This is a genomic window from Enterococcus sp. B2E4 (genome assembly GCF_030499455.1).
Lineage (GTDB): Bacteria > Bacillota > Bacilli > Lactobacillales > Enterococcaceae > Enterococcus_D > Enterococcus_D casseliflavus.
In genome coordinates this window covers 86,733-103,588 of the sequence record NZ_JAUKPK010000011.1, presented here as the reverse complement: position 1 = coordinate 103,588, position 16,856 = coordinate 86,733, and the positions used below count along the sequence as shown (strand labels likewise).

The window sequence follows — 16,856 nt, the reverse complement described above, 5'->3', positions numbered from 1 at the left end:
ATGAAGCATTGACGATTGCCACATTTCGTGACATCCTTGATAACTGCCTAAAGCCTGTAAAAATAGTGACCTTCTTTGTTCACCCCTTTCATACACAAGACAAAAAAAGCCCATCAAGCAGAAACTAGCTATACTAGATGCTGCGATGATGGGCTTATTTTTTTTAAGTGAGCAGCCGTTGGCTTACAACATATCGAACAACGACAACTGATTTTCATCTGGTAGATCTTTTAGAACACCGTTATCCGTCATGTATTCAATCAATGTCTTAGAAACTTTCCCGCGATTGGCGAGGTCTTCTTTCGATAAGAAGGGACCATCTTTTCGTGCTTCCACGATTTGTTTCGCTACGTTCAGCCCTAAACTCGGTACTGCTCGGAACGGTGCGATCAATTTTTTCCCGTCGATCACGAAGTTTTCTGCATCGGATTTATACAGATCGATCATCCCAAATTCATAACCGCGCTCCAGCATTTCATTGGCTAACTCCAGAACCGTCAACAGATTCTTTTCTTTCGTTGACGCATCCAATCCTTTGTCAGTGATTTCTTGCATCCGTTCTTTTACGGCGTCTTTTCCTTTTGACATGGCAATCAAATCAAAATCGTCTGCTCGGACAGAGAAATAAGCACAGTAATAGAGAATTGGGAAGTACACTTTAAAGTAAGCCACCCGCAACGCCATCAAGACATACGCCGCCGCATGGGCTTTCGGGAACATGTACTTGATCTTCGAACAAGAATCGATATACCATTCTGGGACATTGTTCTCCCGCATCGCTTGCAAGTAAGTATCCCGCAAGTCGTCAGGGATCTTGTTCCATTGTCCTTTACGGACCGTTTCCATGATTTTAAAGGCCATGCCGTCATCTAAGCCAGCGTGGATCAAATACACCATGATATCATCCCGACAGCCGATTACTTCCGCTAGGCTGGCATCTCCGCGACGGATCAATTCTTCCGCATTGCCCAACCATACATCGGTACCATGGGAAAGACCAGAGATCTGCAGGAGTTCAGCAAAGGTCGATGGATGGGTTTGATCCAGCATCCCCCGCACAAAGCGGGTACCAAATTCCGGGATGCCTAATGTACCGGTTTTCGAATAGATTTGCTCTTCGGTCACGCCTAACACATCCGTGCCACCAAAAATACGCATCACTTCTGGATCATCGGTGGGGATCGTTTTTGGATCGATGCCTGATAGATCCTGCAGCATCCGAATGACTGTCGGATCATCGTGTCCGAGGATATCCAGTTTCAAGATATTGTCATGAATCGAATGGAAATCAAAGTGGGTCGTTTTCCACTCCGCATTTTGATCATCCGCTGGGTATTGGATCGGGGTGAAATCATAGACATCCATATAGTCGGGAATAACGATGATCCCCCCCGGATGCTGACCAGTCGTCCGTTTGACGCCTGTGGCACCTTTTGCCAGGCGATCGACTTCGGCTGCTCGATAATGAAGATTATGATCGCGCTCAAAGCCTTTTACGAAACCAAAGGCTGTTTTGTCGGCTACGGTACCGATCGTTCCTGCACGATAGACGTATTCTTCACCGAAGAGTACTTTCGTATAGTTATGGGCTTCTGGCTGATATTCCCCTGAGAAGTTCAAATCGATATCGGGTACTTTATCGCCGTGGAAACCAAGGAACGTTTCAAAGGGAATATCGTGGCCATCTTTGTTCAGACGGGTTCCGCATTTTGGACATTTTTTCTCTGGCATATCATAACCAGAACCATACGAACCGTCTTCGTAAAACTCCGAATACTGGCAATCGGGACAATAATAATGAGGAGCTAATGGATTGACCTCAGTGATCCCCGTCATGGTTGCCACGAAACTAGAACCGACTGATCCCCGTGACCCTACTAGATAGCCGTCTTCATTGCTTTTATGAACGAGTTTTTGTGAGATCAAATAGATCACGGAAAAGCCGTTCCCAATGATCGAATCAAGCTCTTTTTTCAAACGTTTTTCCACGATCTCTGGTAACGGATCGCCGTATAACTCTTTGGCACGGTTGTAACTTAAGTCGGTGATCTCTTGTTCTGATCCGGGAATCTTTGGTGTATACAGATCATCTTTTACCGGAATGACTTTTTCACAAAGATCGGCGATTTTATTCGGGTTCGTCACCACGATTTCTTTCGCCGCTTCTGGACCTAAAAATTGAAAAGCGGTCAGCATCTCATCCGTAGTACGGAAGTGCACGTCTGGTAGGCTATGACGATTCAACGGATTGGCGCCTCCCATTGAATTGATCAAGACCTTGCGATAAATGGCGTCTTCTTCGTTTAGGTAATGGGCATTCCCAGTAGCCACAACGATTTTCCCTAACTCTTCCCCCATTTTTACCAGATTCCGAATGATGTCTTCTAGGTCTTTTTCACTTTTCACGAGTTCCGTTTCCAAAAGATGGGCATAAACTGCTTTGGGCATGACTTCGATGTAGTCATAAAACTTGGCAAGTTCTCGTGCTGCATCGACCCCTTTTTGCATCATTGCGACAAAGACTTCTCCTTTATCACAGGCGGTTCCGACTAACAATCCTTCCCGCAATTTCACCAATTCTGAACGTGGGATTCGTGGGACTTTATCATGGAAGTACTTCACATTCGACATCGAGATCAGCTTGAATAAATTCTTCAATCCTGCCTGTGTTCGAGCCAAGATCGTGGCATGGAAAGGTCGAGCGGCTTTGTAGGAGTTCTCGCCCCCCACGTGTCGGTTCAACTCTTCGTGCAGCAGCATCTCATGTTTTTCCATTGCTTCTTTGACAAAGATCCATGCTAAATGACCGGTTGCCTCCGCATCGTAGATCGCTCGGTGATGTTGTTCTAAGCTGACACCGAATTTTTTGGAAAGGACACCTAAACCGAATCGCTTAAACTCTGGATACAAATAACGAGCGAGTTCCAATGTATCAATGACGGGATTTTCCGCTTCTGGAATACCGTATTTTCGATAACTGGTATTTAAGAAGCCCATATCAAATGACGCATTGTGGGCAACTAAAATGGCTCCTTCAGAAAACTCACGGAACAAACGTAAGACTTCTTCTTCTGATTTTGATCCGCGAACCATTTCATCGGTGATTCCCGTCAGTTCTACGGTCGTTCGCGATAAGGGATGACCTGGATCGATAAATTCATCAAAGGATGCCTCCACGTTGCCTTTATGCATCCGCACAGCAGCCAACTCAATGATGGTGTCGTATACTGCAGACAACCCAGTGGTCTCCACGTCAAACACGATATAAGTAGCATCGGTCAGTGGAACAGGCTGAGGATTGTAGGCAACCGCTACGCCGTCATCCACGATATTGGCTTCCACACCGTAAAGAATTTTAACACCAGCTTTTTCTCCTGCATGATGGGCATCAGGGAACCCTTGCGCTCCACTATGATCGGTGATCGCAATCGCCTTATGGCCCCATTTGCCTGCTTGAGCGACAAAATCCGCCACGTTGTTGGTGGCATCCATCGTACTCATATTGGAATGCAGGTGGAGTTCGACCCGTTTCTCGCCTTCAGGTGCATAGTCTTTGCGGTCTTCGTGTTTGACTTCCAGCAAATCTTGCGCATTCATAACGAGATCTCGCATGAAGGTATCTTCTTGGACGCTACCGCGTACTTTGACCCAACTACCTTTGGTGATGGCATCAAAAACTTGTTCATCTTTTTCATTGTTGGAGAATTTTTTCACACTAAACGATGACGTATAGTCGGTGATTTTCAAGATCAAAATCTTCCGTTTTGAACGCAATTCGCGGACTTCTTTATCAAAGACATACCCTTGGATCGTAACTCGGCGTTCTTCCTCGATGATATTGATCATCGGTGTCACAGGTTCATCGGCAGGAATATTACGTCCCAAGGCGATTGGTCCGTCAAATTCGACTGTTTTGACTTCTTTTTTGCGTTGCTCGTGCGCCATTAAGTTCTCAGCAGCTTGTTGTTGGAACGCTGCTGTTTGCTCTTCCTTGCGTGCTTCAAGTTCTTTTAAGGCCGCCTCCGCTTGCTCTTGGTCTAGCTGCGGCAAGATCCGAAATTTTTGAAAGCCGAAGGTACTATAATTTTCCTCAATGATCGGCAAGTACTGCTGCTGCAAAATCGTGATGACCGCATCATTGTTGACTGGCAAAATCACTTTGTTCTCTTGCAGCACAGGCATTTGGTTTTTGATCACTTGATGAACCAATGGTCGATCACAATTTTGATTGGCTAACGCTAATGGCCAATATTCTTGAATGAATTGCTCATCAAAGGAACCATCTTGAGCTTCAATGATGATACGAACTTCCGCAATCTCTTTAAACGCCAATTCAATATGTTGTTTAAAGGACTGATACACCATCACCGGTAATAAACGTTCAAATTGGAAATAAAACGTCCACGCTTTTGATTGTCGATGCACGGTCACTTGTTTGATTTGGGCAGTCTGCATCAACGGATGCTGCCGAAGATTTGGGGCAGCTGCAATTTGGTCTAATAATATCTCAAAGGTCTCTCTTTCTTTTGACAATTGAAGATCCTCCTTTTCTCAGTACTCACTAGTATACCTCTTTTTGCCCTCATTTTCATTAAAAAATCGAGAAAGGATTTCCTCTCTCGATCTGCTATTCATTCTTGTTCGTTCCTGTTTATTCCTGATTGGCTAACAAAATCGTCAGGGTCGAAGCGACTTCTTCTTTTCTCACTTCAACGGTCGCACCAGTATGCTTGATTTTGATCTCTACGATGCCTTCTACGGCTTTTTTACCGATAGTCAAGCGAATCGGACAGCCAATCAAATCGGCATCTGCAAATTTGACCCCTGCACGTTCATTGCGGTCATCTACCAGCACTTGATAGCCGACTTGGTTCATCATTTCTTCTACTTCTTCACTTAAGGCATTTTGATAGCTATCTTCAATCGACGTTTGAATGATATGCACATCAAATGGGGCAATTTCTTGGGGCCAATCGATCCCAAATTCATTGCCGTATTGTTCGACGATCGTTGAAAGCAGCCGAGAAACCCCCAGCCCATAACAGCCCATGATGATTGGTTGCTCATCGCCGTTTTCATCGACAACCGTCGCTTCTTGCGCCTCACTGTACTTGGTTCCTAACTTGAAGATATGGCCAACTTCGATTCCTCGCGTAAAGGTTAAGGTTCCCTTTCCATCTGGGGAAGGATCACCTTCTTGAACCAAGCGAAAATCGGCAAAGGCTAATGGTTGAAAATCACGCCCCACATTCGCATTGAGATAATAGCTTTGTTTTTCTGCCGCTGGAACGATCAGATTCGCCATATCTTGGACATGCTGATCGGCGTACAACTGGATCGAATCAGCAAGCGCAATGGGACTGCGCAGCTGCGTCTCACTCGTCAGATAAGACTCCGCTTCCTCAACAGTCAGCACCTTCACTTGATCAGCGGCTAAGTAATGCTTGACCTTTGTTTCATTGAGGCTGTGATCGCCTCGTAATAACACCATAATGACTTGCTCGTCAACGAGTAATAAAGATACTTGAACGATTTTTTGCAAGTCTGTTTCGTATGCCTGCGCCAGCTCCTCTAACGTTAAAGGCTCATCCTGAACGACTTTTTGTAATTCTAAATAGGTCTCGTGAGATTTTTTGGCGATGTATTGACTGGTTGCTAATTTCCAATTGGCGACATAATCGCTTTCGGTCGAGTAGCAGATCAGCTCTTCGCCGATCCCCGACAATGCCAAAAATTCTTTCGAATCTCTGCCACCCATCAAGCCATTGTCCCCGACCACTGCCCGATACTCGATCCCACAGCGTTTCAATATTGCATGATAAGCCATTTCGTAACGATTATAGGTTTGATCTAAGCTGGCTTCATCGGCATGAAAGGAATAGCCATCTTGCATGATAAATTCGCGGCTGCGGATCAATCCAAAGCGCGGCCGCTGTTCGTCCCGATATTTCGTTTGGATCTGATACAAGCTCAATGGCAGCCGTTTATAAGACGTGATCTCGTTTTTGATCAATGTCGTAAACGGCTCTTCATGAGTAGGTCCTAAAACGATCTCTCGTTCGTTTCGATCTGTTAATCGATACAAGGATTCACCATACAATGAGGCACGTCCTGACTCCTTCCATGGCTCATACGGAAGCAAAGAAGGCATCGCCATCTCTACGGCATCGATTTGTGCCAATTCTTCACGGATGACCCGCTTGATCTTTTCTAACACCCTTTGTGCTAGCGGCAAGTAAACATAAATGCCTGCCGCCACTTGTCGAATATACCCTGCCCTAACTAACAGTTGATGACTTAACGTCTCCGCATCGCTGGGGGTTTCCCGCAATGTCGGAATCAAACATTTTGACTGTTTCATTTTTTTCTCCTTTGCTACAAAAAATCATGTTCACCCGATCAACAATTGATTTGCTTGTGCGTCTTATTTTTAAAAGAAGAAACGTTGGATATCATTCCAGGTAACGAGAACCATCAGCAGCATCAAAAACCCAAACCCAATCAGAGTAATGATGCCTTCTTTTTCTTGGCTGATTGGCTTGCCTCGCAAACCTTCTAAAATATTTAAAACCAGCTTACCGCCATCCAATCCAGGAATCGGTAATAAATTAAAGATCCCCAAGTTGATAGAAATCATCGCCATCATCGCGATCACCGTTGTTACCCCTTGCGATGCAGCTTGAGAAGACAGTTGGAAAATCGCTACCGGTCCACCCAATTTATTGATATCTGGTTGGGCAATCAAGTTGCCGACTGCTCTAAAAATCACCAGTGAATTGTCAATGGTCGTTTGCAAGCCGCCCAGTAAGATATCTCCGATCCCAGTTTTTAAGGAAGCGGTGATCCCTAAGAAACCAATCGTGGTCTCCCCTGATTCTTGACTCGCAGGAGTTGCCGTCAAATCAAGTGTTTCTGATCCTCGTTTGACTGCTAGAGCAATCTGAGTATCTGGGTACTTTTGGATCTCAGTCGTTAATTCTGACCAGTTAGAAACATCGACACCTTCGACAGCTAAGATTTCATCGCCATTTTGCAGCCCTGCTTCAGCTGCCGGTGTTCCTGCTTCGATTCCTGTCACGATGGTTGCATCTTGATTCGCAACACCACCTTGTGCAAACACCAACCCAGTGAATAAGACCAAGGATAAAATAAAGTTGTTCATCGGTCCAGCAAAATTCGTCAGCATTCGCTGCCAAAGCTTTGCGGACTGGAATTGAACGTCTTTAGGTGCGATCCGAACTTCAACGCCATCTTCATGGATGATCGTTGCATCATGATCCACAGCGTACGTAATCGCTTCTTGTTCATTGCCATTGATGAACCCTGTGATCGTCAACTTCTCCTCCAAGTCAAAGTCGGTCACTTCCATAGGGATCGCTTGCGGCAATTGGATCTTTTTGCTCGTATTGATTTTGATAACTTTGCCAGTTGCATCTTGAACCAAGGAGACTGGCATACCTGGTGTTAATTCTGTTTCATCTTCACCCCAGCCCGCCATTTGGACATACCCGCCTAATGGCAGCATCCGAATCGTGTAGGTCGTCCCATCTTTCGCTTGATGCGCGAACAATTTAGGCCCCATACCGATGGCAAACTCTCTTACTAAAATACCTGCCCGTTTTGCAAAGAAGTAGTGTCCAAACTCGTGAATCACTACCACTACGGAAAAGATAATGATAAATACAAGTATCGTTTTCATGCTCGTTCCTCTCTTTCACAGCATCCCTCTCATTCAGGGCAGCCTTTCCTTATTTTATCACACCGATTCCCGTTGAGGAACTCACATTCCCGTTGTAACAAGAATTTAAAAAAAGAAGCGCAAGCCAAGCCTGCACTTCTAAATAATTTCTAAAAAACACCGAATAAATACATGATTGGAAACACAAACAGCATGCTATCGAAGCGATCCAAGATCCCGCCATGTCCTGGCAAAAGATTGCCTGAATCCTTCACGCCATAATGACGTTTGATTGCCGATTCCACTAAATCACCGAATTGACCAGCGATCGAAAAGAGGACCGTCAATAAGATCATGAGGGCACTACCATGTCCAAAATAATCTTTCCCTGGAAATGCTAGCAGATACAAACCGGCTACGACCACCGCAGCAGCAATCCCGCCTAGGGCCCCTTCGATCGTTTTATTAGGGGAAATCTCTGGCCATAATTTTCGTTGACCGTAACGCCGTCCCACCATGTAAGCCCCAATATCTGTTGCCCACACGATAAACAGACCGAAAACTAAAACGACTAAGCCATCTGTTGCTGAACGTGCCGTCAAGAAACGTTCAAACCCGACACCCGTATATAAGCTGACGATCACTGGAAAACCAGCTTCATCGATAGTATACGTATTTTTAGAAATAACCGCGATCCCTAGTAATAAAAGGACGATTACATAATACAAGGCACTTTTATCTGTGCCCTCTGGCAAAAAGAAAAACCAGCGTTCTTGAGGTAAAACTAAAATCACCGCACCGATGATTGAAAGAATTCCTTCAAAACTGAAAACAGCTAGTCCTTTCATCCGAAATAATTCATAAACACCAATCCCTGCCATCGCTGCTGCCAGCAATTCGACGGCAATGCCGCCAACGTAAATAATTGGCAGGAAAAAGGCTAATGCGACGACCGCAGTGATTACACGTTGTCTCACTCTTCTTCCTCCTTCATTTTCAAACCGCCAAAACGCCGGTTTCGTTGTTGAAAGCTCCCGATCGCATCTTCTAGTAAAGCAGCATCGAAATCAGGCCAGAGCGCTTTCGTAAAGAATAATTCGCTGTAAGCAATCTGCCATAACAAGAAGTTGCTGATACGTTCTTCGCCACTCGTGCGAATCACCAATTCAGGATCACGTAACGCGTTTGGCAAAAAACCAGTCATCAAATGTGTCGCCAGCATGTCTTCCGTGAGCTTGGGCAGGGCTTCCTCCGAAGCTGCAAGCTCTTCATAAAGGGCTTGGACCGCAGTCAAAATTTCTGCGCGGCTGCCGTAATTTAAAGCAAAATTCAAGATCATCCCAGTATTATCTTTGGTTTGGTCAATCGCTCGCTTGACCGCTTCTTGTGTGTGTTCGGGTAAAGATTCCGTGAACCCCATCACTTTGACTTGAACATTTTCTTTGATCAGCTCAGGAACAAACGTGTCGAAAAAGTCGACGGGCAGTTGCATCAAAAAGTCCACTTCTTCATTTGGCCGTTTCCAATTCTCTGTTGAAAACGCATAAAGAGTCAATACTTTCACACCAAGGTGTGAAGCATGTTTCGTGATCTTTTTTACCGTCTCCATGCCTTCTTTGTGACCAGCTACTCTTGGCAAGCGCCGGTTTTGCGCCCATCTGCCATTGCCATCCATAATGATCGCGATGTGTTGGGGAATCGGCAGTGATGGATCAAATTCATGTTCAGCCGCTTCTTTGATATATTTGTCTTTTTGTGGAAAAAAACGCAGCATCGTATTCGCTCCTCTTCCAATTCTTGAAATTCATCTTTTACATTATAACAATAATCAGATTTCTTGCCTATGAAAACCAAGAAAAGATTTCCATATTAAGAAAAAACAAAAAAACAGTCGTGTTATTCAAGTACATACGGCACTTTCGACCATAAAAAAAGAGCCGCTGAAGCGACTCTTCGTCATTCCTTTTAAACCTCAAGTAGCTCTTGCTCTTTTTCAGCTGCGATCGCATCGATTTCTTTGATGCTGTTATCTGTAGCAGTTTGCACTTCTTTTTCAGATTCACGCAAATCATCTTCTGTAATATCGCCAGCTTTTTCTTGTTTCTTGTAAGCTTCCATCGCATCACGGCGAATGTTACGGACCGCGATTTTCGCATTTTCAGCTTCTTTTTTCACGTCTTTGGCTAATTCTTTACGACGTTCTTCCGTTAATTGAGGAATCACCAAACGAATGACTGTTCCGTCATTGGCAGGCGTGATACCAATATCACTTTGCATGATGGCTTTTTCTACTTCTTGGATCATTGTTTTGTCAAAAGGTGTGATCATCAAAATTCTTGCTTCTGGAATCGTAATTGAAGCCATTTGGTTCAAGGGTGTTGGTACACCATAGTAAGTAACCATTACGCGGTCTAAGATGCTCGCATTCGCGCGGCCAGCACGGATTTGTCCTAATTCCCGCTGCAAGTTTTCTGCTGCTTTTTTCATTTTGTCTTTTGCTTCTGTTAAAATTTTGTCAGCCATGTTATTTCCCCCTTACTGTCGTTCCAATATGTTCACCTAAAATGGCGCGGCGAATGTTTCCATGCTCATTCAAGTTGAATACGACTAATGGAATATCGTTGTCCATACTTAATGAACTTGCGGTTGAATCCATTACTTGCAATCCTTTAGAAATGACTTCTAAATGGGTCAATTCTTCAAATTTCACAGCACTTTGGTCCGTTTTAGGATCTGCTGAGTAGACGCCATCAACATTGTTTTTCGCCATCAAAATGACATCAGCGTTGATTTCAGCTGCCCGTAAGGCTGCGGTCGTATCAGTTGAGAAATAAGGGTTTCCGGTTCCGCCTGCAAAAATGACGACCCGCCCTTTTTCTAAGTGACGTTCTGCTCTGCGACGAATATAAGGCTCTGCGATTTGACGCATTTCGATCGAAGTTTGGACACGCGTTGGTACACCAGCATTTTCTAGCGTGTCTTGTAATGCTAAAGCATTCATCACAGTCGCTAACATGCCCATGTAATCAGCTTGTGCTCTTTCCATCCCCATTTGCGCGCCGATTTGTCCACGCCAAATGTTTCCGCCGCCGACCACGATCGCCATCTGTACGCCTAATTCGTGGACTTCCTTGATCTCTTTAACGATCTCTTGGATCGTCGGTGGTTTGATCCCAAAGCCTTCGTCACCCGCTAATGCTTCACCACTTAATTTTAATACAACACGTTGATATTTTGGTTTGCCCATCATGATTCCTCCGTACATTCTCCAATACTATTGTAGCATATTGGTGCTCTTTCGTTGAAAATTATCTACACTATTTCTTTAAAAACCGTTTTTGCTTAAAAAAAGGGAGCGCACTTCCATGCGTTCCCATCTGTTCGAGGAACAGAATTATTTTTTCACTTGGCTCATTACTTCTTCAACGAAGTTGTCTTCGCGTTTCTCGATACCTTCGCCGACTTCAAAGCGGACAAAAGATTTCACAGTTGCGCCTTTTGATGCAACATATTTTTCAACTGTCATATCTGGGTCTTTAACGAATGGTTGGTCAACCAAAGCGATTTCTGCTTTAAATTTCTTCAAGCGTCCTTCAACCATTTTTTCAACGATGTTCGCTGGTTTGCCTTCGTTCAATGCTTGTTCTGTCAAGACTTGTTTTTCATGATCCAATTCTTCTTGAGAGATTTGTGCTTCGTTCACGTAGCGAGGGTTGATCGCTGCAACGTGCATTGCAACATCTTTCGCAACTGATTCGTCAGTTGTTCCTTCAAGAACAGTCAATACAGCAATACGTCCGCCCATGTGTAGGTAACCGCCGAAAGCAGCATTGTCATCTTTTTCAACAACTTCAAAACGACGGAAGCTGATTTTTTCTCCGATTACTTGTGTTGCTTCGATCAACGCAGCATCCATTGTGCCTTTAGAAGTTTCTAATTTTAAAGCAGCATCCATATCAGCTGGTTTGTTTGCTGCGATTACTTCAGCGATTTCTTTTACTAAGTCTTGGAACATTTCGTTTTTAGAAACGAAGTCAGTTTCTGAGTTCACTTCAACGATTGCTGCTGTGTTGCCGTTGATCGCTACAGATGCTAAACCTTCAGCAGCAATACGGTCGTTTTTCTTCGCAGCTTTTGCCATACCTTTTTCACGTAATAAGTCTACGGCTTTTTCGATGTCGCCTTCTACTTCAACTAATGCACGTTTTGCGTCCATCATTCCTACACCAGTCATATCGCGTAATTCTTTTACTAATTTAGCTGTTACTTCTGCCATTTTTTGTTTCCTCCTAAATGTTTTTAAACAAGATTGCTTGTCTTTAAAAAAAGCTGTTTCAAAGGAGAGTGAGGCTTGGCGCCTAGCCTTTGAAACAGCTCCATCATTTATTATTCAGCTGATGCGTTGTCGCCTTCGACAACATCAACGATTTCTTCGATTGAAGTTGCGTTTTCTGTTGATTCAGCAGCAAAATCTTCTTCTGCTACTTGGTCTTCGCCTTGGTTACCTTCGATGAAAGCATCTGCCATTTTCGCAGTGATCAATTTAACGGCACGAATAGCGTCATCATTTGATGGGATAACAACATCGATTTCGTCTGGATCACAGTTTGTATCGACCATAGCTACGATCGGGATATTTAATTTGCGTGCTTCTTGGATCGCGATACGTTCTTTACGTGGGTCAACAACGTACATTACATCTGGAATTCTTGGCATATCAGCGATACCGCCTAAGAATTTTTCAAGACGTTCGCGCTCTTTGTTCAAGCCAACGACTTCTTTTTTAGGAAGAACAGCAAATGTGCCATCTTCTTCCATTTTGTTGATTTGTTTCAAACGAGCAACACGTTTTTGGATTGTTTCCCAGTTTGTCAAAGTTCCACCTAACCAACGATGGTTAACATAGTATTGACCTGAACGGATTGCTTCTTCTTTGATTGCTTCTTGTGCTTGTTTTTTAGTACCTACGAATAATGCAACGCCGCCTTCTTCAGCAACATTTTTCATGTAGTCGTAAGCTGCGTCTACTAATTTCACTGTTTTTTGCAAATCAATGATGTAGATGCCGTTTCTTTCTGTGAAGATATATTTCTTCATTTTTGGGTTCCAGCGACGAGTTTGGTGACCAAAGTGTACGCCGGCTTCTAGTAATTGTTTCATTGAGATTACTGCCATGTTGTGTTTCCTCCAATTTGGTTTTTTTGTTTTCCTCTCTTGCTCTTTTACTCCTTGAAGAACTGAATCGATCAGCACCGCTTCGCAGATGGAACAAGATGTGGGATTGACGTGAAAAACTCACGCCTTAAACAGTATACAGTAGCTAAAAAAGAAATGCAACTGATTCAAATGAAAAACTACGATTCGTGGTCCAGATTTTTTTTAACGTTCTAATTCTTTTCTTATTATATCTAGGTTTTTTCGGCTTTATCTGCTATGATAAGGCTGACTTAATCAATCATGCTTAAAGGAGTTTACCTATGCGAAAAGCTGATCGCCATTTACTTATTAGACAAATCATTACTGAACATACTGTACGCACGCAAGAAGAATTATTGCAGCAATTGGAAGCCCAAGGCGTCTCCGCCACGCAAGCGACCATCTCTCGCGATATTCGTGATTTGAAAATCGTGAAAGTGCCCGATGAAACAGGTCAGACAAAGTTTGTCATTTTTCAAGGAATGCAATCGTCAGAAGATGAAAAAGAAGAAGAGCAGCGGTTGATACAGATGATCGAAGACGTTGTCACTAAAGTAGATCGTGTGCAATTTATGACGTTGATCCATACCGTTGCGGACAATGCGCCTTTGCTTTCGGCAGCGATCGATGAAGTGACTATGCCAGAAAAAGTTTGCTCGTTGGCGGGCTTTGATACAGTAGCGGTGATTTCCCGCAGCGACGAAGATGCCGAAACTTTTTATCAATTTATCAGAAACCACGCGGTCTTATAAGACACCGAACAAATGTGACCTATCTGTATTTTTACTACAAAAAAGCTGTGTCCTTGTCGAAACAAGGATACAGCTTTTTTTGTTACATTTTGTCGGGTGCATGTAAACCAAGCAACCGTAAATCTTCTTTTAATAAGGTCGTTACTGCATAAACTAGAGCCAGACGTGCGTCTTTTTCCGCATCTTCAGCCAAGATTTTCACATTGGCGTAATACTTATTAAAGGCCTGTGCCAATTTGATGGCATGTTTAGCAATGACGGATGGTTCATATTTTTCTGCTGCTTGCAGCACGGTTTCTGGGTAGCGCTGAATCAATTTGATGACTTCCCAGCTCTCAGTATCTGCCAATGACAAACTGCTGACAGCAGCAGGATCAAAGTCGGCTTTTTCAAGAATGCTCATGGCACGGGCATGAGAATATTGCACATAGGGTCCGGTCTCTCCTTCAAAACGGACAACTTCTTCTAGCGTAAAGTCGAAATTATTCAAACGGTCATTTTTCAAGTCGTGGAAAACGACTGCCCCGACACCGACTTGTTTTGCAACTTCTTCTTTGTTTTCAAGGGTTGGGTTCTTTTCAGTGATTTGTTCTTTCGCTGAATCGATCGCTTCATTCAATACTTCTTCTAAAAGAACGATCTTCCCTTTTCTCGTAGATAATTTTTTCCCATCTTTGGTGATCAATCCAAATGGTACGTGGGTCATATCATCTGCCCACTCAAAGCCCATTTCCTTCAAAACAGCTTTTAATTGCTTGAAGTGATAACTTTGCTCATTTCCTACCACGTACAATGATTTGGCAAAATTGTAGGTCCGTTTGCGGTATAGCGCCGCAGCCATGTCCCGTGTGATGTAAAGAGTCGCACCATCGGATTTGCGGATCAAGGCTGGATTTAGGTCATACGCAGCCAAATCAACGATCTCTGCCCCTTGGTCTTCTTTCAACAAGTGTTTTTCCTCTAATAATTCCACGACTTCTGTCATTTTATCATTATAGAAAGCTTCGCCATTCAATGAATCAAAGGAAACTTCCAACATATCATAGATTTTATTGAATTCTTTTAATGATTCATCACGGAACCATTGCCACAAATCCATTGCTTCTTGGTCACCATCTTCTAGTTTCTTGAACCAAGCTCTCGCATCATCTTCTAATTGTTTATCTGTCTCGGCAGCTTCGTGAAAATCAACATACAAACGCAACAGTTCGTTGATTGGTTCCGCTTTGACCGCTTCTTCTGACCCCCATTTTTTATAGGCCACGATCAATTTCCCAAATTGTGTGCCCCAGTCGCCTAAATGGTTGATGCGAATTGGCTGGTAACCGATTTTTTCTAAAATAAAGCCGATTGAGTTACCGATCACAGTGGAACGCAAATGCCCCATTGAGATGGGTTTGGCAATATTTGGTGAAGACATATCGATGGGTACTGCTTGCTGATTGCCGATGGTTTGATCGCCAAAATGATTTTTTTCTTTGAGAACCATCTCTAAGACGTGGGCAGAGATTGCTTTTTTATCCATAAAGAAGTTTAAATATGGACCGACCACTTCAATTTTTTCAAAAGACGCTTGATCGATTTTTTCTGCTAAGTCTGCGGCAATTTGCTGCGGCGCTTTCCGATAGACTTTTGCTAGCGAGAAGGCTGGGAATGCCACATCCCCATGGTCAGCTGACTTTGGATTTTCCAGTAATTGCTGAACTTGTTCGATCGATAGATCTTCTTTTACTACTTGATGGATGGCTTGTGCGACGATTTCTTTGTTATTCATAGTATCCCTCCTATAATGACTGAGCCCATGTTTTGATGAAACGTTGTTTGAAGCAAGCAAACAGCTGTATGTTTTTAACGCAAGAAATGATTGATAAAAACAAAAAAAGCCTCTAGCGCATAACATGCACTAGAGACGAGATTTCCCGCGGTACCACTCTGATTGTCCTTTTCGGACCCACTTTTTTCTGATAACGGCAGAATTCCGTTTGCTTGGCAAATTCTCACAAGTGCGTTTCACAATCTGATCAATTCGGCTTCCACCACCCCGAACTCGCTAACTGATACTCGAATCGCTACTTCTCTTGTTTCATCAAATCAAGGCTATTTACTTCCCAGAAAGTATAGCAAAGAAATGTTTGTTTGGCTAGCGAGATTTTGGCATTTTCAAAAAAAATTATTTTATACTTTAGGAATAAATAGATCTCCAGCAGTCACTGCCATGATCGCTTTGATTGAGTGCAAACGATTTTCGGCTTGATCAAATTGACGGGCATACTTACTGCGAAAGACCTCATCAGTGACTTCCATCTCAGAAATTCCATACGCCTGCGCTGCTTTTTTGCCATACGTGGTCTGATCATCATGAAATGCTGGCAAACAATGCATAAAAATCACTTGATCGTTTTGTGTTTTTTTCATCAACGATTGGTTGACTTGATACGGCAGCAACTGTTCGATCCGCTCTTGGAATTTTTCTTCTTCACCCATTGATACCCAAACATCGGTATACACGACATCAGCGCCTAGAACACCTTGATCCACATCATCAGTCACCAAAATCTTTGCGCCCGATTGCTTGGCATAGGCTTGTGCCTGTGCGATGATGGTTGCTTCTGGCTGCAAGGCCTTCGGGGTGACGACATGAATATTGACCCCTAAGATCGCACTGGTCACTAATAAAGAATTAGCGACATTGTTGCGCCCATCCCCACAGTATGCGATGGTCAAGCCAGTCAGCTCACCAAAGTTTTCTTGAATGGTCAAAAAGTCAGCGATCATTTGCGTTGGATGCCATTCATCCGTTAAGCCATTCCAAACAGGTACACCTGAATAGTTGGCCAGATCTTCGACAACCTGTTGACTAAAGCCGCGAAACTCGATCCCGTCGAACATGCGGCCGAATACTTTGGCGGTATCTTCAACAGATTCTTTAGACCCCAACTGAATATCATTGGCCCCTAAAAATTCCGGATGTGCCCCCAGATCCACCGCTGCAACCGTAAAGGCTGCTCGCGTCCGTGTCGAATTCTTTTCAAACAAAAGTGCAATGTTTTTGCCATCTAAATAACGATGTGGTTGATTGTTGGCCTTTATCCCTTTCAAGTGCTGGGAAAAATCAATCAAATATTGTAGTTCTTCTTTTGTAAAATCCTTTTCTGCTAAAAAACTGCGTCCTTTAAAAACCGATGTCATTGCATACCCGCCCTTCAATTAACTAATAATTATACATGATA

12 protein-coding genes are annotated in these 16,856 nt (G+C 43.6%); 1 reads left to right on the top strand and 11 read right to left on the bottom strand.

Translation table 11 applies throughout. The features are described 5' to 3' along the window. Positions 1-183: 183 nt before the first annotated feature. From Q1X33_RS08565 to rpsB, 9 genes are all read right to left on the bottom strand, one after another. On the bottom strand, positions 184-4,533 hold the full coding sequence (locus tag Q1X33_RS08565) for a PolC-type DNA polymerase III (RefSeq protein WP_118215486.1): 4,350 nt from the start codon (positions 4,531-4,533) through the stop codon (positions 184-186). 118 nt (positions 4,534-4,651) lie between these two features. Next, positions 4,652-6,361 carry a proline--tRNA ligase gene (locus Q1X33_RS08560; protein ID WP_005229438.1) on the bottom strand — a complete coding sequence of 570 codons (1,710 nt, stop codon included), beginning with the start codon at positions 6,359-6,361 and terminating at the stop codon, positions 4,652-4,654. Positions 6,362-6,430: 69 nt separating this feature from the next. Continuing rightward, entirely contained in the window at positions 6,431-7,699 is a 1,269-nt protein-coding gene (gene rseP, locus Q1X33_RS08555) for an RIP metalloprotease RseP (RefSeq protein WP_005229437.1), read from the bottom strand. Between the two features lie 149 nt (positions 7,700-7,848). Beyond that, the gene (locus Q1X33_RS08550) at positions 7,849-8,655 is read right to left on the bottom strand and encodes a phosphatidate cytidylyltransferase (RefSeq protein ID WP_005229436.1); all 807 of its coding nucleotides are present in this window, start codon (positions 8,653-8,655) and stop codon (positions 7,849-7,851) included. Continuing rightward, positions 8,652-9,452 (bottom strand): isoprenyl transferase, encoded by an 801-nt coding sequence (locus tag Q1X33_RS08545; protein WP_005229435.1) that lies wholly within the window; start codon positions 9,450-9,452, stop codon positions 8,652-8,654. The genes Q1X33_RS08550 and Q1X33_RS08545 overlap by 4 nt, the downstream gene beginning before the upstream one ends. Positions 9,453-9,643: 191 nt before the next feature. Next, entirely contained in the window at positions 9,644-10,201 is a 558-nt protein-coding gene (gene frr / locus Q1X33_RS08540; protein ID WP_005229434.1) for a ribosome recycling factor, read from the bottom strand. A gap of 1 nt (position 10,202) precedes the next feature. Next, positions 10,203-10,925, bottom strand: a complete 723-nt coding sequence (gene pyrH / locus Q1X33_RS08535; protein WP_005229433.1) for a UMP kinase — start codon at positions 10,923-10,925, stop codon at positions 10,203-10,205. Between the two features lie 147 nt (positions 10,926-11,072). Further along, entirely contained in the window at positions 11,073-11,954 is an 882-nt protein-coding gene (gene tsf, locus Q1X33_RS08530; protein WP_005229432.1) for a translation elongation factor Ts, read from the bottom strand. A 110-nt stretch (positions 11,955-12,064) separates the two neighbouring features. Then, positions 12,065-12,853: a 30S ribosomal protein S2 gene (rpsB, locus tag Q1X33_RS08525; protein ID WP_005229426.1), complete on the bottom strand. Its 789-nt coding sequence runs from the start codon at positions 12,851-12,853 to the stop codon at positions 12,065-12,067. A gap of 302 nt (positions 12,854-13,155) precedes the next feature. Between rpsB and Q1X33_RS08520 the strand changes: the two genes are divergently transcribed. After that, a complete protein-coding gene (locus tag Q1X33_RS08520) occupies positions 13,156-13,626 on the top strand; it encodes an arginine repressor (RefSeq protein ID WP_005229424.1) in 471 nt (156 codons plus the stop codon). A gap of 82 nt (positions 13,627-13,708) precedes the next feature. Here Q1X33_RS08520 and argS read toward each other — a convergent pair whose 3' ends face one another. Both argS and argF read right to left on the bottom strand, forming a co-directional pair. Next, the gene (argS, locus tag Q1X33_RS08515; RefSeq protein ID WP_005229423.1) at positions 13,709-15,400 is read right to left on the bottom strand and encodes an arginine--tRNA ligase; all 1,692 of its coding nucleotides are present in this window, start codon (positions 15,398-15,400) and stop codon (positions 13,709-13,711) included. Between the two features lie 401 nt (positions 15,401-15,801). Beyond that, positions 15,802-16,815, bottom strand: a complete 1,014-nt coding sequence (gene argF / locus Q1X33_RS08510; protein WP_301969630.1) for an ornithine carbamoyltransferase — start codon at positions 16,813-16,815, stop codon at positions 15,802-15,804. Positions 16,816-16,856: the final 41 nt, after the last annotated feature.

Bases quoted from the DNA above. Each gene is read 5' to 3' on its own strand.
- Q1X33_RS08560 (WP_005229438.1), bottom strand. From the start codon at position 6,361: ATGAAACAGTCAAAATGTTTGATTCCGACATTGCGGGAAACCCCCAGC.
- rseP (WP_005229437.1), bottom strand. From the start codon at position 7,699: ATGAAAACGATACTTGTATTTATCATTATCTTTTCCGTAGTGGTAGTG.
- Q1X33_RS08545 (WP_005229435.1), bottom strand. From the start codon at position 9,452: ATGCTGCGTTTTTTTCCACAAAAAGACAAATATATCAAAGAAGCGGCT.
- frr (WP_005229434.1), bottom strand. From the start codon at position 10,201: ATGGCTGACAAAATTTTAACAGAAGCAAAAGACAAAATGAAAAAAGCA.
- pyrH (WP_005229433.1), bottom strand. From the start codon at position 10,925: ATGGGCAAACCAAAATATCAACGTGTTGTATTAAAATTAAGTGGTGAA.
- tsf (WP_005229432.1), bottom strand. From the start codon at position 11,954: ATGGCAGAAGTAACAGCTAAATTAGTAAAAGAATTACGCGATATGACT.
- rpsB (WP_005229426.1), bottom strand. From the start codon at position 12,853: ATGGCAGTAATCTCAATGAAACAATTACTAGAAGCCGGCGTACACTTT.
- Q1X33_RS08520 (WP_005229424.1), top strand. From the start codon at position 13,156: ATGCGAAAAGCTGATCGCCATTTACTTATTAGACAAATCATTACTGAA.
- argS (WP_005229423.1), bottom strand. From the start codon at position 15,400: ATGAATAACAAAGAAATCGTCGCACAAGCCATCCATCAAGTAGTAAAA.
- argF (WP_301969630.1), bottom strand. From the start codon at position 16,815: ATGACATCGGTTTTTAAAGGACGCAGTTTTTTAGCAGAAAAGGATTTT.